The organism is Streptomyces bicolor (assembly GCF_000719285.1).
In the GTDB taxonomy this organism is placed as follows: domain Bacteria; phylum Actinomycetota; class Actinomycetes; order Streptomycetales; family Streptomycetaceae; genus Streptomyces; species Streptomyces bicolor.
In genome coordinates this window covers 16,816-39,600 of sequence record NZ_JOFS01000043.1, presented here as the reverse complement: position 1 = coordinate 39,600, position 22,785 = coordinate 16,816, and the positions used below count along the sequence as shown (strand labels likewise).

Genomic DNA, 22,785 nt, shown 5'->3' with positions numbered 1-22,785 from the left:
CTCACCGCTCCTTGACCAGTGCCGCGTACGCGCCGCCGCGCGCGACGAGGTCCTCGTGCCGCCCGCGTTCGACGATCGTGCCGTGCTGGAGTACGACGATCTCGTCGCTGTCGCGCACGGTGCTGAGCCGGTGCGCGATCACCACACAGGCACAGCCGCGCTTCCGCAGGTTGTCCATCACGACCAGCTCGGTCTCGGCGTCCAGCGCGCTCGTCACCTCGTCCAGCACCAGGATGCTGGGGCGGCGCACCAAGGCCCGGGCGATCTCCAGGCGCTGGCGCTGACCTCCGGAGAAGTTGCGGCCGTCCTGCTCGACCTTGCTGTGGATGCCGCCGGGGCGGCGCATGACCACGTCGTAGAGCGCGGCGTCCCGCAGCGCGTCCACCACCGCGTCGTCCGGGATGGACGGGTCCCACAGCGCCACGTTGTCGCGGACCGTGCCCTCGAAGAGGAACACCTCCTGGTCGACGAAGGAGACGGAGGCCGCGAGGGCGCCGCGCGGGATGTCCTCGATGCGCTGGTCGTCGATGCGGATGACGCCCTCCCACGGGGCGTACAGACCTGAGATCAGCCTCGACACCGTGGACTTGCCGCTTCCCGAGCCGCCGACCAGCGCGACCTGCTGGCCCGGACCCACCGTCAGGTCGAAGCCGGTGAGGAGGGGCTTGTCGAGGGGGCTGTAGCCGAAGGTGATGTTCTGCAACTCGACATGGCCGTGCAGCCGGCGCGTCGAATCGCCCGCGCCGGGACGGCCGTAGAGCGGGTCCGCCTCGAAGTTCTCCACGTCCTTCAGGCGGGCCACGTCGGCGGCGAAGTCCTGGATGCGGCCCGCAACGCCGTTGAGTCGGGTGATCGGGGCGGTGAAGCGGGTGACCAGGGCCTGGAAGGCGACCAGCAGGCCGACCGAGATGCCGCCCTCGACCGCGCGCATGCCGCCGATCCAGAGGATGAGCGCGCTGTTGAGCGAGGCCAGCGTGGGCGCGACCACGCCCAGCCAGGCGCTCGGCACGCCGAGGCGCTGCTGCTCCTCGAGCGTGGTGGCGTGCTGTCCGGCCCACTTGCGGAAGTAGCCGTCCTCGCCGCCGGTCGCCTTCATCGTCTCGATCAGCTGGAGGCCGGTGTAGGCGGTGTTGGTGAGCCGGGCGTTGTCCGCGCGGAGTTTCGCGGTACGGGTGGCGCGCAGGCGGATGACGACCCGCATCGCGACGACGTTCAGCAGGGCGACGCCGATGCCGACGAAGGTCAGCTGGGGGTCGTAGGTGTAGAGGAGGAGCGCGTAGAGGACGACGACCACCGCGTCCACGCCCGCCGCCGCGAGGTCACGGGCGAGTGTCTCGGCGACGGCGTCGTTCGACTGGAGGCGCTGCACCAGGTCGGCCGGGCTGCGCTGGGAGAAGAACGTCACCGGCAGCCGCAGCAGATGGCGCAGGAAGCGGGCGCTGGAGAGGGTCGAGGAGATGATGCGGCCGCGCAGGAGGTTGGTCTGTTGCAGCCAGGTCAGCACGACCGTGAGCGCGACGCAGGTCCCCATCGACGCGAACAGCACGCTCAGCAGGGAGGTCTGGCCGCCGATGAGGAACATGTCGATGTAGGTGCGGCTCAGCGCGGGCACCGCCGCGCCGACCACCACCAGCAGCAGGCTCGCCAGGACGGCGGCGGGCATCGTGCCCGCGGTGCCGCGCAGGCGGGCGGGCATCGCGCCGAGGATGCCCGGTTTACGCCCGCCCTTGCTGAAGTCCTCCCCGGGCTCCATGACCAGGACGACGCCGGTGAAGCTGCCGTCGAAGTCCTCCATGGGCACGAAGCGGCGGCCCTTGGCGGGGTCGTTGATGTACACGCCCCGGCGGCCGAAGCGGCGGCCCATACCGTCGTAGACGACGTAGTGGTTGAACTCCCAGAACAGGATGGCCGGCGTCTTCACCTCGGCGAGCGCGGCCGTGTCCATCTGCATGCCCTTGGCGGTCAGGCCGTAAGAGCGGGCCGCCTTGAGCAGGTTGCTGGCGCGCGAGCCGTCGCGGGAGACACCGCACGCGATGCGCAGCTCCTCCAGCGGGACATGGCGGCCGTAGTGGCCGAGCACCATCGCGAGGGAGGCGGCGCCGCACTCCACGGCCTCCATCTGGAGCACGGTGGGCGTGCGGACGGTCTTCGCCCTCCCCTTGGGCACGGGGCGTTTCGGCGGTGCGGCGCGGCGCCGGCTGCGGGACTCCTGGGCGGGGCTCACGGCAGCAGCCAATCGACGGGACGCTGGTCGGTCAGCCGGATCGAGCCCGAGGCCAGGGTCATCGAGGTGAGGTCGAACGGCGGCCCGTCGGCGGACGACCACTCGTAGCCGCTTTTCGTGCTCGACTTCCGGTCCAGCTTCACCGTCACGGCGACCGGCCTGCCGTCCTTGGTGAACTGCTCGCCCAGCTGCTGGTCCCCGAGGAACGCGGCGATCTGCTGCGCCGACTGCGCGGAGCGGTCCACCGACTTCACATGACCGCGCAGGACGCCGTACTCCTGGGTGGGCACCGAGGAGACCGTGAGGTCCACGGCGGCCTTGTCGGGGATGGAGGCCGCGTTCTCGGCGGGCACGTACACCGTGGCGTACAGCGGGTCCTTGGCGTGGGCGACCTTCTCGACCGCGGCGACGTTCGCGCCGGTGGAGATGATCTGCCCGATGGTGGCGGCGAGCGCGGTGACCCGGCCCGCGGCGACCGTGCGGACGGTCGTCTCGCCCTGCGCGGTACGGACCTTCAGGACGGGGGAGTTCGCCGGGAGCCGCTCGCCCTGCTTCGCGAGGACCGCGGTGACCTGCCCGGCGACCGGGCTCTGCAGGATGTAGCTGCCCTGGCCGTGCGTGAGGATGGCGGGCGCGCTGACCGTGGAGGTGACCGAGCCGGTCACCGCCCACACGGAGGCGGCGGCCATGACGACCACGGTCACGGCGAGGACCAGCCAGCCCTGGGGGCGGGCGAAGCGCACCGGAAGGTCGAGCTCCTCCGGTGACTGGAGCTTGGCGAGGGCCTGTTGGCGGAACTGCAAGGAACTTCCCTCACCCGTAGAAGAGGTCGTTACAGCACGGGAGAATCCCGGAACCGCCGGCTGCGGCTCCGGGACTCAATGGCGCAAAGGCGCGATCAGAGACCGGCGACCAGGTTCTGGACCGGGGCGGTGTTCAGGCCCGTGGTGCCCTCGACGGTGCCGACGACGGTGTCCACCAGGGCGGAAACCGGGGCGATGCCGTTCACCGCGTCAAGGGCGCCGTTCACGGCGTTGACCTGCAGGCCGCCGGAGACGTTGTCGAGCTCGGCGTCGGAGATCTCGACGGTCGCAACCTGGGGGGTGGAGTTCATGATGGAACTTCCCTTCCTAATGGGTATTTCACAAGGGGGAGCGGCCCCCTCTGGGGACAGATGACGGCCGCGACCGCGAGCGCCCGGCGTCCGTTTCCGGAAGCCGTTCGCGGCCCCCGCGGTGCGATGGATCAAAGCACGCTGCGGGTACGGGCTTCCAATCAACCAACGCCCTCACCAGGGCACTTGAGCCCCAGACCTATCGATCCGTGCAGATACGGGCACGTCTCGTCGGCGACTTCTTCACATGCGTCACAGCATCGGCTCAGGCGAGCTGTTGCATCCGCTCCCGGGAGCTCGGGCCGACGCGGCGGCGAATCCGACACTCCGGCCCCAAGGGGGTGACTGTCGGTAGCCCCCTGTGGAGAACCCCGGCGCACGGTGACTTCGTTGAGTATTGAATGTGCAGATTCGCTGAAGCCGGGATTCCGCTCGGCATTCTCAACCGACCGTTACTGATCGGTAGCGGATCGTGTCAGCCCAGAAGTGCGTACACGGTGCTCGCACGGGCGGCGATTTCCCCCGAGCCTTCGTCGGTCATCGTGATGTCCGCGAACGCCATACGGCGCCCCAGTTTGGTCACGACCGCTTCGATCAGGACATCCGAACCGACCACCGCGCGCTGAAAAGACGTCGATTGCTGCACCGTCGTCATCGGCCCGTACGCCCCGCGCGCCGCCGACACGGCGATCACGGTCGCGGTGTCGGCGGCGGCCATCAACGCCTGCCCCGACAGGGCGCCGCCCTCTCGGGCCAGCGTGTCCGACCAGGGCATTCGCAGGATGGCGCGGTGGTCCTCCACCGCCTGGACGGACAGGCCGAGTTGGAGCACCCAGGGGGCGAAATTGGCGGAGAGGATCTTGTCGGCTTCGGCGGTGGTCATCGTCATATGGGGGATTCTTCCCGCCGCCGGAGCTTCGGGCGCGGTCCTTGGCCGATTCGGTGGTGCGAACGGAGCGCGCGCAAACGGAATTGAACGCCCCGGGCGACCCCTGCGTACCAACTGCCAACCAGGCGCCCCGAACAGCTGCCGCGGATACGGCGGCACAGACCCCGTCCCCCCAGGAGGTCGAGAAGTTTGAGTCACAAGCGAATTCCGAAGCGCAAGGCCGCGATAGCCGCGGGCAGCGTGGTGGCGCTCGGAGCGGCCGCGATCCTGTTGCCGAACGCCAACGCGTCCCAGGACGGCGCGTCGGACGCGGCCGCGGCCCCCAAGACCCTGAAGGCGGCGGACGCCTCGGATCTCGCCTCGCAGCTCGCAGGAATGCTCGGCGACGCCTTCGCCGGTTCGTACTACGACGCCGAGAGTCAGCAGCTCGTCGTCAACGTGGTGAACGGCGACGACAACAACGTCATCGTCCAGGCCAAGAAGGCGGGCGCGAAGGTCCGCGAGGTCGAGAACAGCCTGGACGAGCTCGAGTCGGGCGCGCAGACCCTGAAGTCCGAGGCGACCATCCCGGGCACCGCGTGGGCCGTCGACCCCAGAACGAACAAGATCCTCGTCACCGCCGACAGCACCGTCACCGGCGACAACTGGGACCAGCTGGAGTCCACCGTCCAGAGCCTCGGCTCGGGCATGGCGACCATCAAGAAGTCGGCCGGCACCTTCAAGACGTTCCTCTCCGGCGGCGACGCCATCTTCGCCGGCGGCTCGCGCTGCTCCGCGGGCTTCAACGTCACCGCGGGCGACGGCAGCCCCGCGTTCCTGACCGCCGGTCACTGCACGCTCGCCGGCAACGAGTGGTCGGACGCCGAGGGCGGCCAGCCGATCGCCACCGTCGATCAGTCCACCTTCCCCGGCGACGGCGACTTCGCGCTGGTCAAGTACGACGACCCGGCGACCCAGGCGCCGAGCGAGGTCAACCTCGGCGACCAGACCGTCGCGATCAGCCAGGCCGCGGACGCCGAGGTCGGCCTCCAGGTCTTCCGGATGGGCAGCACGACCGGGCTGAACGACGGTCAGGTCACGGGTCTCGACGCCACCGTGAACTACCCGGAGGGCACGGTCACCGGGCTCATCCAGACCAACGTCTGCGCCGAGCCCGGCGACAGCGGCGGCTCCCTGTTCACCCAGGACGGCCTCGCGATCGGCCTCACCTCCGGCGGCAGCGGTGACTGCACGGTCGGCGGCGAGACCTTCTTCCAGCCGGTGACGACCGCACTGGAGGCGGTCGGCGCGACCCTCGGCGGCGACGCCGCGGGCGGCGCGGGCGCGGGCGAGGAGGCCGGGGCCGGCGAGGAAGCGGGCGCCGGTGAGGAAGCCGGGGCCGGTGAAGAGGCCGGCGCGAGTGAAGAGGCCGGAGCCGGTGAGGAGGCCGGAGCCGGTGAAGAGGTCGGCAACGGGAACGCCGACGGCACGGGCAACGGCCTCGGCGAGATCATCGGCAACGGCGTCGGCAACAACTGACGCATTGACACCGACGCAGTGACACCGACGCACGGATCCGAGTGATCCGGGCACACTCCGAGTGATGCGGACGAATGTGGTCCGGCCCTCCGGCGGGAGGGCCGGACCGCTCCGTGTCGGGGCGGGCATCCGTCCTCCGCCCCCACGGCACCCGTGGTCCTCCGCCCGTGAGCCTTCCGCCACCACGCCCGTCAGCACTCCGTCGGCACCACAACCGTCAGCCCCGAGCCCGCAGCAACAGCAACGCCACGTCGTCGACCCGCTCGCGCACCGATCCGCTGTGCCGGACGAGCAGATCCGCCAGCTCGTCGAGCGGGCGCTCCCCGGCCTCGGTGAGCACCTGGCCCAGATCGGCGAGCGCGTCCTCGATGTCGACGCCGGGGGATTCGATCAGTCCGTCCGTGTAGAGGACGAGCACACCGCCGGGTGCGAGGTCGACCTCCGTCGTGGGATAGGCGGGCGAGCCGTCGATGCCCAGCAGCGGCCCACCCGCGAGGTCGAGCACCCGCACCCGTCCGTCCGGCCTTCTCAGCAGCGGCGGCGGATGCCCGGCGCGGGCCATCACCGCCCGCCCGTGCGCCGGGTCGAGGCGCAGGTACAGACAGCTGGCGAACAGGTCGGAACCGAGGTCGAGCAGCAGCCGGTTGGTGCTGCGCATGACCTCTTCAGGCGCCTGACCGACGGTCGTGTACGCCCGTACCGCGGTACGGATCTGGCCCATCAGGCCGGCCGCGGTGACGTTGTGGCCCTGCACGTCCCCGATCACCGCCGCCGTCAGGCCCTCTTCCGTCGGCACCAGGTCGTAGAAGTCGCCGCCGATCTCCATGCCCTGGGTGGCGGGCAGATAGCGCGCGGCCGCCTCGATGCCGGGCAGCTCCGGGAGCGAGTGGGGGAGCAGGGCCGCCTGCAGACCGTGCGCCAACTGGTGCTTGGCGTCATACAGCTGGGCCCGCTCCAGCGCCTGCGCGATCAGCCCGCCCAGGCTGGTCAGGACCGCCCGCTCGTCCGCCGGGAAGGGATGCGGCTCGGCGTAGGCGAACACACAGGTGCCGACCGGTCGGCCGGAGGCGATCAGCGGCAGATACGCCCAGGCCGCGAAGCCGTCGGGGGTCGCGTGCCGCGCCGGATACAGCCGCTCCAACTCCTGCTGCGAATCGAAGAACGCGGGCACCCCGGTGGTGAGGGCGTGGGCCCCCGGCGTCCGCTCGGTCAACGGCATCCCGTCGAACCGCTCCACGATCTGCGGATCCGGATAGCCGCGGTGACCGAGCACATGCAGCCGGCCCGCCTGCGACCCCAGCACGACCAGTGCCTGGCTGCCGACGGCCGGGACGATCTCGTCCGCGACGAGCTGCACCACGTCCTGCACGCCGGCCGCCTCGGTGAGCGCACCGGCCAGGCTCAGCACCTGCGAGATCGTCACCAGCCGGGCCGGCGTGTCGTTCGGCCGTGGTTCGCTGCGGCCCATCTCGGCCACCGCGCGGGCCCGGCTGATGCGCACGCTCAGGCCGGTCGTGCTCGGATACATGCGGAACGACAGCCAGTCCCCGGGCGGTCGCAGCGCCACGAACGACGTGGTGTGCTGGCTCATCAGGGCCGCCCGGTAACGGTCCTCGTACACCGGGTCGTTCAGCCAGGGCACCGTCGCCCACAGCTGGTTGCCGAGCAGCCGGTTGACCGGAAGGCCGATCAGCTCGGCCGCCGCCGGGTTGGCGAAGCTGATCCGGCCGTGCAGATCGAGCGAGCACAGCCCGTACGGCAGCCGCGACACCATGCGTGCCGCCTCCACCGTGCCGAGCGTGCCGGCGGGGCCGCTGAACGCGGGCCCGGCGACCAGGTCGGGCTCGGGCAGCGGAGGGCGGCTGTCCTCCATGGCCCGCTCCAGCCGCACCGCGAGCCGCCGGCAGGCGGCCGTCAGATGTTCCCGCTCCCGGTCCGACAACTCGGGGGGATGCGAACCGGGCCAGGTCACGAAGATCGCCCCGTAGGCGGTCGTCTCGGTGGCCACGGGCAGCGCGGCGAGCGCGAACGGATACGGCAGGACGACGGCGATACGGGGATACCTCGCCGCCATGTCCTCCTCGCCCCCGACCCAGACGAGCCGCCGCTCCCGCACCGCCTCGGCCACCGGGATCGGCGCGCTCAGCCCGACCCGCTCCCACGGCGCCGCGAACGCCCGGGGCAGGCCCGCCATCACCGCCATCTCCAGTACGGGCTCGTCGGCCGCCAGCAGATACACGGCACCGGAGTGCGCGTGCACCTCGTCCATCATCGAGGCCAGCGCCAGTGACAGCAGCGGCCGGCCGACCCGCGTCCGTGCGGCCGCCGGCGCCTGGGCGGACGTCTGCCCGTCGGGCACGCCGACCACCTCCTCGCACGGGCGCGTCCCGGAGGCGACCCGGGCCGCTCACGCGAGCCGGGCCCCAGGGCTCAAATCTCCCCCCTCACGGCCCTTCCCGCACGGCGAGCGGGGGGCGGGGTGCGGGTGAGCGTGAGGTGCGGCGCGGGCTGGCGCGCGGTGCGGGAGGGGGTGCGGGTGCGATGGGGGTGCCGGAAGGGCGGGCGGTGGGGCGCAGGGGAGTGTGCGTTGAGGCGCCGGGTGAGCAGGCGGTGGGGTGCCCCGCGAGCGCGGGTGGGCGCCGGCCCGCGCCGGTGCCGGAGCAGGCGCGGGTGCGGTGGGGTGTCGGAAGAGCGGGCGGTGGGTGCGGGCGAGGGTCAGGTGGGACGCCGGTGGAGCGGGCGGTGGCGTGCCCCGCGAGCGCGGTTGGGCGCCGCCCCGCGCCGGCGGGACTCCCGCTCCGGCGCACTGGTGCCCGCGCCGCGGCGGATGCCGCCGTTTACCCCCTCGCTCCCAGCCCATGCCCCCGCATTCGAAGCGCGGCCCAGCGTACGGGCGCCGCGCGTGCGCCCCCGCGCACCCTGATGGCCGGTTCTCCGCGCCCGGCGGCGGTGCCGAGCATGAACAATTGGGCACGCGCTCTCAGCACGGAACCGGTGTACGGCGAGCCGAAGGGACGGGAAGTGATCCGGGTGCTTCTGGTGCATGACGAGTGTCTGGTCAGATCGGTCCTGGCGGATTGGCTCCGCCGGGAACCGGACCTAGGGGTGTTCGACGCCTCGTGGCACGGTGCCCCCGGCCGTCTGCGATCCGTACGTCCGGATGTCTGCGCGGCCGACCTCGACTGCTCGGACACCTACGGCATCCCGCCCCTCGGTGAGCTCTGCGCGCGCGAGGCGGGCCGGACACCGCCACGGCTGCTCGTGCTCGCCGGCGCCAACAGGCCGGGCCTGCTGAAACGGGCCGCCGAGGCCGGGGCGCTCGGCTACGTCGACAAGGAGAGTTCGCCGGAGAAACTCGTGCACGGGATCCGGCGCGTCGCCCAGGGGGAACGTTTCGTCGACGACTCGCTGGGCTTCGGTTTCCTCAAGGCCGCCGAGATGCCGCTGACCAGACGGGAGCTGAGCGTGTTATCCCTCGCCGCCGAGGGAGCCTCGGTGGCGGAGATCGCGGGGAGCCTGCACCTGTCCCACGGGACCGTGCGCAACTACATGGCCGCCATCACCCGCAAGACCGGTGCCCGCAACCGCGTCGACGCGATCCGGATCTCGCAGGGCGAGGGCTGGCTGTGACGGCGCGGGCGTCCAGCCGCCCACGAGATCACGGTACGTCGGCGAGCGGCGCAGGAGTTCGTCGTGTGTGCCGTACGCCGTGTGCGGGCCGTCCATGACCAGGACCCGGTCGGCGCGGCGGGCCGAGCCGATGCGGTGCGCGACGACCACCAGAGTGCCGCCCGGCCGGTCCGCGAAGGCCCGTTCCGCGCGTTGCTCGGCCCGGGCGTCCAGGTGGCAGGTCGCCTCGTCGAGCAGGGCGAGCGGGGCGCGGGACAGGTAGGCCCGGGTCAGGGCGATCAGCTGCCGCTCGCCCGCCGAGAGCGCCGCCGGATCGATCGTCGCGGTCGGCCCGCCGAGCGCTTCGAGCAACGGGAGGAGCCCCACGGCCTCCGCCGCGCCGAGCAGCTCCGCCTCGGGTACGGGGGTCTGCCGCAGCAGCCCGAGGTTCTCGGCGAGCGTGCCGGTGAACACGTACGCCTCCTGCGGGATCAGCACCCGCAGCGCGGCGGCCTCGGGGCCGGGCACCGGGTGCCCGCGGAGCCGAACGGTGCCGCTGCGCGGTTCCACCATCCCGGCGACCAGCGCGGCGAGCGTGGACTTCCCGATGCCGCTCGGACCTACGACGGCCAGGTGGGCGCCGGGTGGGAGGGTGAGGTCCAGGTCGTCGATGACGGGGGTCGCGCAGGGGCCGTAGGCGAAGGTGACGGAGGTGAGGGAGAGGGCCGGCGGGTTGGACGGTTCGCGCTCGTCCTCAGCCCTGCCCTCGGCCCCAGCCTCGCGCTGGGGCTTGGCCCCGGCCCACCCCCCGGCACCTGTTTCGGCCTCAGCCTCGGTCCTGGCCACTGTTTCAGCCTCGGCACCGCAGGTCGCCTCCCGCATCAGCCGCTGCAACACCACCACCAGCCGCGACCCACTCGTGCCCAGCCCGTGGACCAGGTTGTGCAGGGCCGGCAGCAAGGACTGGGTCACGTAGGCGAGGGCGCCCACCAGCGCTCCGGCGGTGACGCCGTGGTCGAGGAGCCAGGGTGCGCAGGCGAGGAGCAGCACGATGGGGAGCCGGCCGCCGAGCGCCAGTGACACCACGCGCAGGACACCCCAGCGGGCGAGGGCGTCGGCGGCCCGCTGCTCGGCGTCGACGCAGGTCCGCGTGCCGGCGGCGACCCGCTCCTCCGCCCCGGCCGCCGTGATGTCCCGCAGCCCTGGGCAGACGGCACCCAGCCGGTCGGCCAGCGCCTCGTCGGCGGCGAGGAACGCCTCCTGGCGGCGGGCCAGCGGCCGCAGCGTCACCGTGAACAGGCCCAGCCCCGCGGCGAGCGGAGGCCCGACGACGAGGAGGAGCAGCGGGTGGAGGGACGCCAGGCCCACGACCGCACCGACCGCGGTGAACACGAACGAACGCGACACCATCACCAGCCCGGCGAAGGTGTCCCGCGCGATCTCGACCTGCTGGGTCAGCCCGGACAGCGATCCCGCGTCCCCCTCCCGCACCCCGCGTGAGACGACCCGCGTGACCAGCCGGTCCCTGAGCGGCTCGGCCAGCGCCGCGACCGCGTCGTACACCCGCACGGTGCCGTACGCCGCGACGAGCACAGCCAGTCCGGCCACGCCGAGCCAGGCGAGTCCGGTCCCGATCCGCCCGGCCAGGAACCCCGCGTCCAGGCCACGGGCGAGCGCGAATCCGGTGAGGAAGGTCTGCCCGGTCTCCAGAACCGACCAGCCACCCAGCCGCAGCACGACCCGCCACCGGTCCCGCAGGAAGCGGAGGCCACGCCGGTGAACGCCCTCGGTCATGCCCGCTCCTCGCCCGCGAACACCGCCCGGTACTCCGGTATCCCCCAGAGCTCCTCGTGCCGCCCCACCGCCCGCACCCGCCCTCCATCCAGCCAGGCCACCGCGTCCGCGCGGGCGGCGGTCGTGGCGCGGTGGGCGATCAGGAGTCGGGTGCCGTCGTGCCGGCCGCCGTTCACGAGGGCCGCCGTGATGCGGGCCTCGGTCACCGTGTCGAGGCTGGAGAGGGCGTCGTCGAGGATCAGCAGGCGGCCGCCGTGGGCGAATGCCCGGGCGAGGCCGAGGCGTTGGGACTCCCCGCCGGAGCGTGGGGCGGCGGAGACGGGGGTGGCGTATCCCTGGGGCAGGCGGCGCACGAAGTCGTCCGCGTGGGCCGTGCGGGACGCCTCCCGGACGCGGGCGGGGGAGGGGGACGACAGCGCGAGGCCGATCTCCTCCTCGACCGTGCCGCCCAGCAGGGCGGGGCGCTCGAAGGCGTGGCCGACGGCACGGCGCAACGCGTCGTGGGTGAGGTCACGCAACGGCACTCCGTCGAGCCGCACCTCTCCGGCGTCCGGCTCGGCCAGCCGTCCGGCGACCGCGGCGAGCAGCGACTTGCCGGCGCCCGACCGGCCCACGACGGCCAGGGTCGTCCCGCCGGGCACGACGAGGTCGACGCCGTCGAGCACGGCACGCCCGCCGCGCCGGGCGGTCACCCCGCGCAGCTCCAGCCGGCCCGGACCGGGCGGAAGTCCGCGCTCGCCGTAGCCGGGGGCGGGCTCCGCCAGAACCTCGTGGAGGCGTTCCGTCGCCGCACGCGCCCGGGCCAGCCCGGCGAGCTGCCCGACCAGCACTCCGACCCCGGTGGCCAGGACCGCGTACCGGGAGGCCGCGAGCACCTCGCCGACCGTCAGCCGGTGCCGGGCCAGCAGGACCCCGGCCACGGCGACTACGCCGAGCTGGAGCAGCGGGGCCACGGCCACCGACCGGCCCGCGGCCCGCCCCTGCACCCGCCACATGCGGTGCCCGGCCTCGGACAGTTCGGGCAGCGGACGCAGGATCCGGGCCGTCTCCCGGTCGGCCGCACCCGCCGCCTCGATGGTGCGGTGCCCGCGGACGGCTTCCGAGAGCGCCTGCGCGATCCGCCCCTGCGCCTTCTGGTAGCGGGCCACGCAGTCCCTGGTGTCGCGGGCGAGGGCGCGCAGCAGCAGCGCCAGCACAGGTGCTCCGGCCAGCAGTACGGCCGCGAGCCACGGGTCGATCAGGGCGAGGGCCACGATGCCGCCGACCGGTCCGGCGAGCGCGGCGAGCAGGGCCGCGCGGCCGGTCGGTGCCGTGCCGGCCTGGGCGGCGTTGCCGACGAGGCGGGCGACGAGGTCTCCGGGGCCGAAGCGGGCGGCGGCGCGCGGGCCCACGGCCAGGACGTGCCGGGTCAGGCGGCGGCGCAGCCAGGCGGTGGTGCGGGCGTCGAGTGTGCCGTGCAGCACGGTCTCGCAGGCGTCGAGCAGGGCGAGCAGCAGGACGATCCCGGCGCAGTACAGCACCCACCGGGTCGCCGGGGCCCGGGTCAGCAACAGGTCCAGGGTGTGGCCCAGCGCGGCGGGCAGCAGCAGGCCGGCGCCGGTCGCGGCCGTGCTCACCAGGCACAGGGCCAGAGTGCGGACGGGTGCCGGGCCGAGCGGTCCGGTCAGCGTCCTGGTGGCTTCCGTCATACGGCTGCGGCCTCTCCGGTCCGTGCCGGACCCCGGGCGGCCCCTCCCTCGCGGGAGCGGACCGCCCGGGGCCTTGGACGCACGGCGTCGGTCAGAGACAGAGCGTCAGGCTCGCGGCGCTGACGCAGGACAGCAGGCTGAGGGTGCTGGCGCCGCCGCCCTCGGTGCGGTCCTCGGACTCCATCGCCTGCAGGTCGAGAAGTGCCATGACGTTTCCTTCCTTCGTTGTCGTCCACCCGTGGGGACGGGGTTGGGTCACGGCTCCGTCAGGTCGCGGAACCGCGCTGTGGGGGCCGCCCTGGCGGCGGCAGGAACGGCAGGTGCGCGGTGGCCGTGTCGTCGAGGGCCGCGCCGAGCGCGAGCAGGCACCCTGCCGTTCCGGTGCCCAGGTCCATCGACAGCCGCATCATCTGGTGACCGGGGAAGGCCAGTTGGCCCTGGTAGTCCATCGCGAACCAGCCGAGCCCGGCGATCTGCCCGGCGAGCCGTTCGGCGGTCGCTCCGGGCGCGTCGGTGCGGGCCAGGTGCAGGATCATCCCGGCACGGCCCTGGAAGAGGCCGGGCTGCACATAGAAACGGCTGGTGGCGGCGGTGAGAATGCCGGCGCGGGCCCGCTCGAACTTGCCGTCGGGGTCGTCGCCCCGGGCGAGGTAGTCGTCCAGGACCATCCCGATGCCCGCGCTGCCGTCACCGAGGTAGGGCATCGTCCGCCAGCCCTCGTCGACCTCCAACGAGCCGCTCGGGTGCGTCACGCAGCACTCCAGGTCCCGGCGGAGCGCGACTCCGGCCGCCGCCAACAGTCGCGGCTCGCCGGTCCGTTCGTACTGACGCAGCAGGAACAGCGCGGGGCCGCTCGCACCCCGCAACAGCCCGGCCCGGCGCCGCTTGGGCGTGTCCGGAAGCGGCTGCGCGAGTCGTCGTACGAGGATGTCGGCGACCTCGGCGGCCCGGTCCCGCAGCTCCGTCTCGCCGGTCGTGTGCGCCAACTCGCCGAGGACCAGGCCCAGTCCGGCCAGACCGCCGTGCAGGTCGGAGGACAGGTTCTGCCACCGTTCCCGGAGGATCCCCTGGATCAGGTCCAGGGCGCGCTGTCGGTGGCCGAGCCGGTCCAGGACGTGCGCGACGCCCGCGAGACCGTCGTACAGCCCGAGCGGTGTGCCCGTCGGCGGCGGTGCGGTGCGGGCCAGGAGCCAGCGTTCGCCCTCCTCGTAGCGCTCGGCGCCGACCGCGTCCAGCGCGTACAGCACCCCCGCCGCACCGTGTGCCAGGCCGAGGCCGCCGCCGTCGGAGAACTGCGTGATGTCGCCGGGGAAGAGCCGGTCCTCGCGCTCGGGGGTCGCCGAGGCGAGGAGCGCCTTGACCATGGAGTCGCGGCTGTACGGCCAGTCCCCGGGCTCCACGTACGACGGTGCCCGCACCGGGGCGCCCCGCGTGATCTCCGCGACCGCCTCGTCCAGGAACTCCCGCGGCACGTCCGGGAACTCACGTGAGATCACCTCGGCGAGGTGGGCCGCCTTGCCCCGGTCGACCACGAACAATGTGGTCACCGGCAGGAACAGGGCGAGCCGCAGACACGCCAGCGCGTAGCGGTCCACGTCGGCGCCGGTGCGGTCCGGCGGGGCGAAGAAGCCAGGATGGGCCACCACCTGCCGGCCCTGCTCGGAGATCGGCGCCGCCGCCTCGAAGTCGAGCAGGGACACCGACTCCTCGTCCGGGCCGACCATGATGTTGAAGACGTGCAGGTCGTTGAAGGCGATCCCGCGCGCGTGCACGGCCTCCACCGCCCGCTGCACCGCCTCGTGGATGCGCACCGCCCAAGCCGTGTACTCGGCCACCGCCTTCGGGTCGGGGTCGGGGGTGAGCAGTGGATGCCGCTCGGCGAAGAACGAGTTCAGCGGGCGGCCCTCGAGGAAGTCCATGACGAGGAACCGGTGGTCGCCGAGCGTGAACCAGTCCCGCACCTCCGGCACGACCCCCGTCCCCGCCGCCTGCTCCAGCGCGGCCTTCTCCCGCTCCAGACGCGCGATCGCGTCCGCCCCGTCGGCGGCCAGCCCCGCGTGCGGCCGCCCCTCCTTCAGCACGACCCGGCGACCGTCCCGGGTGTCGGTGCCCGCGTACACCCCGCCGCCGTTGGAGAAGTGCAGCGCCTTCTCGATGCGGTACGGCAGTTCGCCCACCGTCGTCGTGTTGCGTGCCGTCAGATGCGGCTCCAGGAAGGCCGGCAGCGTCACCCACTCCGGCACCTGGAAGGACGGCGCCCGCCGGTCCGGCACCCGCTTCCCGTCGCCGTCCAGCACCGCCGGCACGAGCGAGCCGCGCTCGTCGACGACGAAGGTGCGCGCGAAAGCGCCGTAGCGGACATAGAGCGGGCCGTCGTACCACCGCAGATCAGTGAGGATGTACGGCCCCTCGAAGCCCTCCAGGAGCCGGCCGAGCTCGCGCAGCACGACGTGCAGCTGCTCCTCGTCGGCCGGGTAGATCGTGACGAACTTGCCGCTGGAGTCACGTGCGGCGTACTTGGTGTTGCGCAGGTGCACCAGGTGCGGGCCGGGCACGAACTTGAACGGGATGCGGCGCGGAACGCAGTAGTCCCACACGATCGCGGCGATCCGCTCCGCGTTCGCCCGGGTGGCGGAGGCGTGGATCTTCCAGCCCTGGGCCGGGCCGGGCAGGGGTGCCCCGTCCGTGCCGAGCGGCGTGAGCGCCAGCCAGTCCCCGATCCGCGCCGCGTCCCAGCAGTCCGGGACCTCGCGCCGCGCCGCCTCGTACAGGCGCTCGGTGTCCCGCGTGTCCGCGGGCATGTGCTCCGGCGACTCGTAGAAATGCCGGTCGGCGAGCGCGTACACCTCGTACCGCTTGTCCATGCCTCCCCCTCCGTGGCCAACGCCGAGACTTCCAGCGGGCCGGCGGGCACGGACAGTCATGCCTGTCATGAGATCGCCGTGCGGAACGCATGCGTCAAGAAATGTTCGGAGAGTTTCGATCGCGGCCCTCGTCAACGCTCCATCGAACGGTCACAAGGGCTGCGCAGGTGGCCCACAAGCGCTGTAATGGCGGACGTGGTCACTGAGGGCGCTGCGGGACGCAGGACGAGGCGTCCGCGTGTCGAGGCCGCCCTGAAGGCGCTTTCTGCCGAGCCGGACTCGCCCGAGCGGCTGCGCCGGGTCCTGGAGCAGGCGCTCGTCTTCGGCGGAGCCGCCTTCGCCGCCGTGTACACGCCGAGTGCGGACGGCGAGCTGCTGTGCCTGGTCGAGTCCGCCGGTGTGCCCCGGACCCTGTACGGCCTGCGCGACGGCTACGCCCTGACCGGACACTCGCCGGTCGCCGCCGCCCATCGCACCGGCCGACCCGACTGGCGCGGACCGGAGGAGCTCGCCGACTCCGCGGACTCGCGACGCGCGCCGCCCGGGGACTTCCACCTGGGAGCCCTCCCCACCCGCGGCGACAGCGGCTGCCTGCTGGCCGTGACCGAGAACCCCGGCGGCTTCGACACCGACGACCGCACGTGCCTGGAGCTGATCGCCGCGGCCGTAGCCTTCCCCGGCCGGCCTCCGGTCCCCGAGGCCGGCGAGCTTGCGGCGGGCGCGTTCAGCCTCGCCATGGACACCGGCCGCGTCGAGGTCGGCGACGACATCCTGGCGCTCTTCGGTCTCGACCCGGCCGACTTCGACGGCAAGGTCGAGACCCTGCTCGGCCGGACCGTGCCCGAGGACCTGCCGTCGCTGATGTCCGTCGTCGAGGCCGACCACATGTCCATCGGCGACCGCGAGCTCGAGTTCCGCATCCTGCAGCCGGCCGGCCCGCCCAGGTGGCTCAGGCTGCGCGGCCGCCTGGTGCCCGGCGGCGAGGGCCACCCGGCCCGCCTCGTCGGCACCGTCGCCGACGCCTCCACCCTGCGCGCCGAGGTCACCGACGTGGCCCGCGTCCAGCGCCTCGCCGCCGCCCTGGCCACTGCCGGGACCGTCCGCGACGTCAGCCACGCCGTGGTCACCGCCCTGCGCAAGCCGCTGCGCGCCGACCGCATCGCGCTGGCCGAGCTGGAGAACGACCGGCTCGTCGTCACCGTCCTCGACCCGCCCGAACCCGAGTCCTGGCCCGAGCTGTGGCGCCAGGAATGGCGTACCGAATGGCCCGACGCCCCCGTGCGCGCCATGCCCACCCTCGCCGCCGCCCTGCGCGAGGGCCGTGCCCGGATCTGGCCGGCCGGCACCCCGCTGGAGCCCGCCCTCGCCGATGTCGGCCCCGGCGGACTGGCCGTGCTGCCGCTGCCCGCCGGGGGCCGGATGGCCGGGGCCTGCGTGATCGGCTGGGACGCCCCGCACGAGTTCGGCCCGGACGAGCGCGCCCTGCTCACCGCCTCCGCCGGCCTCGCGGGCCAGGCCCTGCTGCGCGCCCACGCCTTCGACGCCGAGCACGAACTCGTCGGCATGCTCCAGCGCCAGCTCCTGCCGCGCCGCCTGCCCCGGCTGCCCGGCGCGGAGGCCGTCGCCCGCTATCTGCCCACCACGGCAGGGCTGGAGGTCGGCGGCGACTGGTACGACGTGATCCCCCTGCCCGACAACCACGTGGCCCTCGTCATCGGCGACGTCCAGGGGCACAGCGCGGCCGCCGCCACCCTCATGGGCCAGATGCGCACCGCCCTGCGCGCCTATGCCGCCGAGGGACATCCGCCGGACGTGGTCGTCCACCACGCCAACCGTCTCCTCATGGACATGGAGACCGACCTCTTCGCCACCTGCGCCTACGTCGACGTCGATCTGGAGGAGGGCTCCGCCTGGTGCGTGCGCGCCGGACACCTCCCGCCCGTGCTGCGTCACCCGGACGGCACCATCGAGATCGCCGAGGCGGAGGGCGGCCCGCCGCTCGGCGTGCTGCGGCAGGCCGACTTCCCGATGAGCCCGCTGCCGCTGCGGCCCGGCACGGTCATCGCGCTGGCCACCGACGGCCTCGTCGAGTCGGCCGACGCCGACATCGACGTCGGCATGGACCGGCTCGCTCAGGAACTCGCCCGCTCCGACCCCGCCCGTCTCGGCCTCGTCGCCGACGCCCTGCTCGTGGGTGCGCGCCGCAGCGACGACATCGCCCTGCTCCTCCTGCGCTACGACGGCATGGCCGTGCGCCCGCTGCGCGAGACCTGGACGGTCTGGCGGGTCCCGCAGGCCGTCGGCCACGCCCGCCGCTTCACCCGGCGCACCCTGCGTGCCTGGGGCGTGCCACCGCGGGACATGGACGCCGTTCTGCTCGTGGTCTCCGAACTCGTCACCAACGCCCTGGTGCACACCGACGGCCGGGTCCGCCTCGACCTCACCCTCGTCAACCACCGGATGCGCGTCGCCGTCGCCGACGCCTCACCGCGCACCCCGGTCAAGCCCACCAGCATCAGCTGGGAGGCCACCGGCGGCCGTGGCGTCCTCCTGGTCGAGGCCGTGTCGGCGGCCTGGGGAACGGTGCCGGTCAGTGGCGGAAAACAGGTGTGGAGCGAGATCCCGTTGGGCGGGTGACGCCGGATTCCGGTGAACTCCCGGGGGTGCGGCGGTTACGAACAAGCCAATCCCGACCCCGTCAAATCGGCGAGATCCGGGCTATGGTGAAGCAGATGAAGGCTCTCGTGCTGTCCGGCGGCGCCGGTACACGCCTGCGGCCGATCACGCACACTTCGGCCAAACAGCTCGTGCCGGTGGCCAACAAGGCCGTGCTCTTCTACGGTCTGGAATCCATCGCCGAGGCCGGGATCACCGACGTCGGTGTGATCGTCGGCGACACCGCCGCGGAGATCCAGGACGCCGTCGGCGACGGCACCAGATTCGGCCTGGACATCACCTACATCCCACAGGAACGTCCGCTGGGACTGGCCCACGCCGTCCTCATCGCCCGTGACTACCTCGGCGACGACGACTTCGTGATGTACCTGGGCGACAACTTCATCGTCGGCGGAATCACCGACCTCGTCGACGAGTTCCGCGGCAACCGCCCCGACGCCCAGATCCTGCTCACCCGCGTCCAGGACCCGCGCGCCTTCGGCGTCGCCGAACTCGACGACCTCGGCCAGGTCATCGGCCTGGAGGAGAAACCGGAGCATCCCCGGAGCGACCTGGCCCTGGTCGGCGTCTATCTGTTCACACCGGTGATCCATGAAGCGGTCCGAGCCATCACGCCGTCCCGGCGCGGCGAGTTGGAGATCACCCACGCCATCCAGCATCTGATCGACTCCCGCGCCGACGTGCGCTGCACGGTCATCAAGGGCTACTGGAAGGACACCGGGAACGTCGCCGACATGCTGGAGGTGAACCGGACCGTCCTGGAAGGCCTCGCGCGCCGCATAGACGGTGACGTCGACGACGCCTCTGAGACCGTCGGACGGGTGGTCGTCGAGGAGGGGGCGCGCATCGTCAACTCGCGCATCGTGGGCCCCGCAGTCGTCGGCGCGGGCACCGTCGTGGCGGACTCCTACGTCGGCCCCTTCACCTCCATCGCGGAGAACTGCCGTATCACCGACAGCGAGTTGGAGTTCTCGATCGTGCTGCGGGACGCCTCCATCGACGGCGTGGGCCGGATCGAGTCCTCGCTCATCGGACGGCACGCCGAGGTCACCCCGGCACCCAGCGTTCCCAGCGCCCACCGCCTCGTCCTCGGAGACCACAGCAAGGTGCAGATCCACACATGAATCTCCTCGTCACCGGCGCCGCCGGCTTCATCGGCTCGACGTACGTCCGCACCCTGCTCGCCCGCGACGCACCCACCGCCCCCGACGCGCCGCGGATCACCGTGCTGGACAAGCTCACCTACGCGGGCACCCTGGACAACCTCGAACTCGGCCATCCCCGCCTGGAGTTCGTGCGCGGAGACATCCGGGACGCCGGACTGGTCGACAAACTGATGGCCGAGGCCGACCAGGTCGTGCACTTCGCCGCCGAGTCCCATGTGGACCGCTCCATCGCCGGTGCCGGCGACTTCGTCCTCACCAACGTGGTCGGCACCCAGACCCTGCTGGACGCGGCCCTGCGCTACCGCGTCGAACCCTTCGTGCACATATCGACGGACGAGGTCTACGGTTCCATCGCGACGGGTTCGGCGACCGAGGAGGACCGCCTGAGCCCCAGCTCGCCCTACTCCGCCTCCAAGGCCTCCTCCGACCTGCTCGCCCTCGCCTACCACCGCACCCACGGCCTGGACGTGCGCGTCACGCGCTGTTCCAACAACTACGGCCCGCACCAGTTCCCCGAGAAGGTCGTCCCGCTGTTCATCACCAACCTTCTCGACGGCGAGCGGGTTCCCCTCTACGGCGAGGGCCTCAACGTCCGCGACTGGCTGCACGTCGACGACCACTGCCATGGCGTCGACCTCGTCCGCACCGAGGGCCGCCCTGGAGAGGTCTACAACATCGGCGGCGGCACGGAGTTGAGCAACAAGGACCTCACCGCGCTGTTGCTCCAGGCCTGTGGCGCCGGCTGGGACCGGGTGGAGCACGTCGAGGACCGCAAGGGCCACGACCTGCGCTACTCCGTGGACTGGACGAAGGCCCGCACGGAACTCGGCTACCGCCCCCGCCACGACTTCGCGTCGGGCCTGGCCGCCACCGTCGACTGGTACCGCGAGCACCGCGACTGGTGGGAGCCCCTCAAGCGCCGTGCGGGTGAGGGGCACGGATGAGGTGGCTGGTCACCGGAGCGGGCGGCATGCTCGGCCGTGACATGGTCGACGAACTCCTCGGCCGTGGCGAGCAGGTGACCGGCCTCGACCATGCCGCCCTCGACATCACGAGCCCTGAGGCCGTCGATCGCCTCATCGCCGCCCACCTGCCCGAGCTGGTCGTCAACTGCGCCGCGTACACGGCCGTGGACGACGCCGAGCACGACGAGGGACGGGCCATGCGCGTCAACGGCGACGGCCCGCGTGTGCTGGCCCGGGCCTGTGCGGCCTACGGCGCCCGTCTGATCCATCTCTCCACCGACTACGTCTTCGCCGGGGACGCCCGCAACCCCTACTCCGAGCACGATCCTCCCGGCCCCCGTACCGCCTACGGCCGCACCAAACTGGCAGGGGAGCGGGGTGTGCTGGACGAACTCCCGGCCGCGAGCGCGGTGGTGCGGACCGCCTGGCTCTACGGCGTCCACGGCCGGAGTTTCGTCCGCACCATGATCGAGCTCGAGGCCCGCCGCGACACCGTGGACGTCGTGAACGACCAGCGTGGCCAGCCCACATGGAGCGCCGACGTCGCCGCGCTCGTCGCCGACCTGGGCTCGCGCGTAGGCCATGATGCGACCGGCGTCCTGCACGCCACCAACTCCGGCGAGGCCACCTGGTACGACCTGGCCCGCGAGGTGTTCCGGCTCCTCGGCGCCGACCCCGACCGGGTGCGCCCCGTCACGAGCGAGGCCTTTCCCCGGCCCGCGCCCCGCCCGGCGTACAGCGTCCTCTCGCCCGGCCGTCGGCGGCGGCTCGGCTTCCCGCCACCGCGCGACTGGCGCACCGCCCTGCACGAAGCACTGCCCCGGATCCGCAAGGAGACCCTTCGTGAAACGCCATGAGTTCCTCAAGGAACTGCACAAGGTCAGCGGCAACCGCAACTACCTGGAGATCGGCGTCAACGACGGCCGCAGCCTCCGGCTCTCCCGCGTCCCCACCATCGCCGTCGACCCCGCCTTCAAGGTCGTCACGGAGATCCGCTGCGACGTCCACCTCGTCAAGGCCACCAGCGACGACTTCTTCGCCCGGCACGATCCGCTGATCCACCTCAAGGGCGGCCGTCATCCACTGCGCAACCTGCGCCGTGGCCGCGGTCCGCTGGCGTACTGGCGGCGTACCGTCCTCGACCTGTCGTTCATCGACGGCATGCATCTGTTCGAGTACGCGCTGCGGGACTTCATGAACATCGAGCGGCACTCGGACTGGACGAGTGTGATCGTGTTCGACGACATGCTGCCGCGCAACGTCGACGAGGCGGCGCGGGATCGGCACACCGGGGCGTGGACCGGGGACGTGTACAAGATCGCCGAGATTCTGGGCCGTTACCGCCCTGACCTGGTGACGGTTCCTGTCGACACCCAGCCGACCGGGCAGTTGGTCGTCTTCGGGGCCGATCGTCGCAACACGGTGCTGCGCGATCGGTACGACGAGATCGTTGCCGAGTACGAGGTGCCTGATCCGCAGAAGGTGCCCGAGACGATTCTGGACCGGGCGGGGGCGGTCGCGCCGGAGGTGTTGCTGGGGGCGAGTTTCTGGCGGCCGTTGGCGCGGGCTCGCCGGGTGGGCGTCGGGAGGGCGCGGGGGTGGGAGCCGTTGCGGGCGGCGGTCGAAGGGGTGACCGGCAACCGTGTGTAGTGCCACGCGTGTTCAGGGCGTTGCCGAGCCGCCTTTGGTGCGCAACTGCTCGTAGCGGGCTCTGCAGGTCTCGTACGACGGCAGCAGCCCGGCCCTCCGCGCCTGCGCCAGCGACGGTGCCTGCGCGTCCTTGGGTGACAGCACGGGCGTGATGTGATCGGGCCAGGCGATGCCCAGCTCCGGGTCGAGCGGATGCACTCCGTGTTCGCGCTCCGGGGCGTAGCCCGTCGAGCACAGGTAGGCCACCGTGGCGTCGTCGGTGAGTGCCATGAAGGCGTGGCCGAGGCCCTCCGCGAGGAACAGGGCGTGGTGGTCGGCGTCGTCGAGGCGCAGTGCCTCCCAGCGGCCGAAGGTGGGGGAGCCCACGCGGATGTCGACGACCACGTCGAGGACGGCGCCGCGCAGACAGGTCACGTACTTGGCCTGGCCGGGCGGCAGGTCGGAGAAGTGCACCCCGCGCAGCACGCCCCATCGGGAGACCGAGCAGTTGGCCTGGGCCAGGGACAGGTCGTAGCCGGTGGCCTCGCGGAACTCCTCGCCCCGGTACCACTCGTGGAAGCTGCCCCGGTCGTCCGGGAAGACCTTGGGCTCGAGCGCCCAGGCGCCTTCGATGCCGAGGGATCGCATT

The 22,785-nt window shown here is 72.5% G+C and carries 16 protein-coding genes and 1 pseudogene; 7 read left to right on the top strand and 10 right to left on the bottom strand.

Annotated elements, in window-relative coordinates:
• Nucleotide 1 precedes the first annotated feature (1 nt).
• The 4 genes from IF78_RS0137710 to IF78_RS0137695 all read right to left on the bottom strand — a co-directional run bounded on the left by IF78_RS0137710 (nucleotide 2) and on the right by IF78_RS0137695 (nucleotide 4,227).
• Nucleotides 2-2,224: an NHLP family bacteriocin export ABC transporter peptidase/permease/ATPase subunit gene (locus IF78_RS0137710; protein ID WP_031487101.1), complete on the bottom strand. Its 2,223-nt coding sequence runs from the start codon at nucleotides 2,222-2,224 to the stop codon at nucleotides 2-4.
• Nucleotides 2,221-3,027, bottom strand: coding sequence for an HlyD family efflux transporter periplasmic adaptor subunit (locus tag IF78_RS0137705; protein ID WP_031487100.1), 807 nt, complete (start codon nucleotides 3,025-3,027; stop codon nucleotides 2,221-2,223). Before IF78_RS0137705 ends, IF78_RS0137710 begins: the two co-directional genes overlap by 4 nt.
• 95 nt (nucleotides 3,028-3,122) lie before the next feature.
• The gene (locus IF78_RS0137700) at nucleotides 3,123-3,338 is read right to left on the bottom strand and encodes a hypothetical protein (RefSeq protein WP_031487099.1); all 216 of its coding nucleotides are present in this window, start codon (nucleotides 3,336-3,338) and stop codon (nucleotides 3,123-3,125) included.
• Between the two features lie 475 nt (nucleotides 3,339-3,813).
• Complete coding sequence (locus tag IF78_RS0137695; protein WP_031487098.1) at nucleotides 3,814-4,227, bottom strand: PaaI family thioesterase; 414 nt, start codon at nucleotides 4,225-4,227, stop codon at nucleotides 3,814-3,816.
• 189 nt (nucleotides 4,228-4,416) lie between these two features.
• On the opposite strand from IF78_RS0137695, the gene IF78_RS0137690 reads away from it, so the two are divergent.
• Nucleotides 4,417-5,745: a S1 family peptidase gene (locus IF78_RS0137690; RefSeq protein WP_031487097.1), complete on the top strand. Its 1,329-nt coding sequence runs from the start codon at nucleotides 4,417-4,419 to the stop codon at nucleotides 5,743-5,745.
• A gap of 217 nt (nucleotides 5,746-5,962) precedes the next feature.
• Here IF78_RS0137690 and IF78_RS0137685 read toward each other — a convergent pair whose 3' ends face one another.
• Nucleotides 5,963-8,113 carry a SpoIIE family protein phosphatase gene (locus IF78_RS0137685; RefSeq protein ID WP_031487096.1) on the bottom strand — a complete coding sequence of 717 codons (2,151 nt, stop codon included), beginning with the start codon at nucleotides 8,111-8,113 and terminating at the stop codon, nucleotides 5,963-5,965.
• A 173-nt stretch (nucleotides 8,114-8,286) separates the two neighbouring features.
• Between IF78_RS0137685 and IF78_RS50720 the strand changes: the two are divergent.
• Nucleotides 8,287-9,291: pseudogene (locus IF78_RS50720) on the top strand (response regulator transcription factor); the annotation flags it as partial.
• Here IF78_RS50720 and IF78_RS50715 read toward each other — a convergent pair.
• From IF78_RS50715 to lanKC, 4 genes are all read right to left on the bottom strand, one after another.
• Nucleotides 9,214-11,148 (bottom strand): ATP-binding cassette domain-containing protein, encoded by a 1,935-nt coding sequence (locus IF78_RS50715; RefSeq protein WP_031487095.1) that lies wholly within the window; start codon nucleotides 11,146-11,148, stop codon nucleotides 9,214-9,216. The pseudogene IF78_RS50720 and the gene IF78_RS50715 sit on opposite strands and share 78 nt — an antisense overlap.
• Entirely contained in the window at nucleotides 11,145-12,836 is a 1,692-nt protein-coding gene (locus IF78_RS0137675) for an ABC transporter ATP-binding protein (protein WP_031487094.1), read from the bottom strand. The genes IF78_RS50715 and IF78_RS0137675 overlap by 4 nt, the downstream gene beginning before the upstream one ends.
• 91 nt (nucleotides 12,837-12,927) lie before the next feature.
• Complete coding sequence (locus tag IF78_RS0137670) at nucleotides 12,928-13,044, bottom strand: SapB/AmfS family lanthipeptide (protein WP_031487093.1); 117 nt, start codon at nucleotides 13,042-13,044, stop codon at nucleotides 12,928-12,930.
• Between the two features lie 58 nt (nucleotides 13,045-13,102).
• Entirely contained in the window at nucleotides 13,103-15,700 is a 2,598-nt protein-coding gene (gene lanKC / locus IF78_RS0137665; protein WP_031487092.1) for a class III lanthionine synthetase LanKC, read from the bottom strand.
• Nucleotides 15,701-15,886: 186 nt separating this feature from the next.
• Here lanKC and IF78_RS0137660 point away from each other — a divergent pair, with 186 nt between their 5' ends.
• The 5 genes from IF78_RS0137660 to IF78_RS0137640 all read left to right on the top strand — a co-directional run bounded on the left by IF78_RS0137660 (nucleotide 15,887) and on the right by IF78_RS0137640 (nucleotide 22,157).
• Entirely contained in the window at nucleotides 15,887-18,337 is a 2,451-nt protein-coding gene (locus IF78_RS0137660; protein WP_031487091.1) for a SpoIIE family protein phosphatase, read from the top strand.
• 95 nt (nucleotides 18,338-18,432) lie between these two features.
• Complete coding sequence (locus IF78_RS0137655; protein WP_031487090.1) at nucleotides 18,433-19,500, top strand: glucose-1-phosphate thymidylyltransferase; 1,068 nt, start codon at nucleotides 18,433-18,435, stop codon at nucleotides 19,498-19,500.
• Entirely contained in the window at nucleotides 19,497-20,486 is a 990-nt protein-coding gene (gene rfbB, locus IF78_RS0137650; protein ID WP_031487089.1) for a dTDP-glucose 4,6-dehydratase, read from the top strand. Before IF78_RS0137655 ends, rfbB begins: the two co-directional genes overlap by 4 nt.
• Entirely contained in the window at nucleotides 20,483-21,364 is an 882-nt protein-coding gene (rfbD, locus tag IF78_RS0137645) for a dTDP-4-dehydrorhamnose reductase (RefSeq protein WP_031487088.1), read from the top strand. The genes rfbB and rfbD overlap by 4 nt, the downstream gene beginning before the upstream one ends.
• Complete coding sequence (locus IF78_RS0137640) at nucleotides 21,351-22,157, top strand: class I SAM-dependent methyltransferase (RefSeq protein ID WP_031487087.1); 807 nt, start codon at nucleotides 21,351-21,353, stop codon at nucleotides 22,155-22,157. The genes rfbD and IF78_RS0137640 overlap by 14 nt, the downstream gene beginning before the upstream one ends.
• 12 nt (nucleotides 22,158-22,169) lie before the next feature.
• Here the strand turns inward: IF78_RS0137640 and rfbC are convergent, their stop codons facing one another.
• Nucleotides 22,170-22,784: a dTDP-4-dehydrorhamnose 3,5-epimerase gene (gene rfbC / locus IF78_RS0137635; protein ID WP_031487086.1), complete on the bottom strand. Its 615-nt coding sequence runs from the start codon at nucleotides 22,782-22,784 to the stop codon at nucleotides 22,170-22,172.
• Nucleotide 22,785: the final 1 nt, after the last annotated feature.

Bases quoted from the DNA above. Each gene is read 5' to 3' on its own strand.
- IF78_RS0137695 (WP_031487098.1), bottom strand. From the start codon at position 4,227: ATGACGATGACCACCGCCGAAGCCGACAAGATCCTCTCCGCCAATTTC.
- rfbB (WP_031487089.1), top strand. From the start codon at position 19,497: ATGAATCTCCTCGTCACCGGCGCCGCCGGCTTCATCGGCTCGACGTAC.
- IF78_RS50715 (WP_031487095.1), bottom strand. From the start codon at position 11,148: ATGACCGAGGGCGTTCACCGGCGTGGCCTCCGCTTCCTGCGGGACCGG.
- IF78_RS0137660 (WP_031487091.1), top strand. From the start codon at position 15,887: ATGGCGGACGTGGTCACTGAGGGCGCTGCGGGACGCAGGACGAGGCGT.
- rfbC (WP_031487086.1), bottom strand. From the start codon at position 22,784: ATGCGATCCCTCGGCATCGAAGGCGCCTGGGCGCTCGAGCCCAAGGTC.
- IF78_RS0137655 (WP_031487090.1), top strand. From the start codon at position 18,433: ATGAAGGCTCTCGTGCTGTCCGGCGGCGCCGGTACACGCCTGCGGCCG.
- lanKC (WP_031487092.1), bottom strand. From the start codon at position 15,700: ATGGACAAGCGGTACGAGGTGTACGCGCTCGCCGACCGGCATTTCTAC.
- rfbD (WP_031487088.1), top strand. From the start codon at position 20,483: ATGAGGTGGCTGGTCACCGGAGCGGGCGGCATGCTCGGCCGTGACATG.
- IF78_RS0137675 (WP_031487094.1), bottom strand. From the start codon at position 12,836: ATGACGGAAGCCACCAGGACGCTGACCGGACCGCTCGGCCCGGCACCC.
- IF78_RS0137700 (WP_031487099.1), bottom strand. From the start codon at position 3,338: ATGAACTCCACCCCCCAGGTTGCGACCGTCGAGATCTCCGACGCCGAG.
- IF78_RS0137670 (WP_031487093.1), bottom strand. From the start codon at position 13,044: ATGGCACTTCTCGACCTGCAGGCGATGGAGTCCGAGGACCGCACCGAG.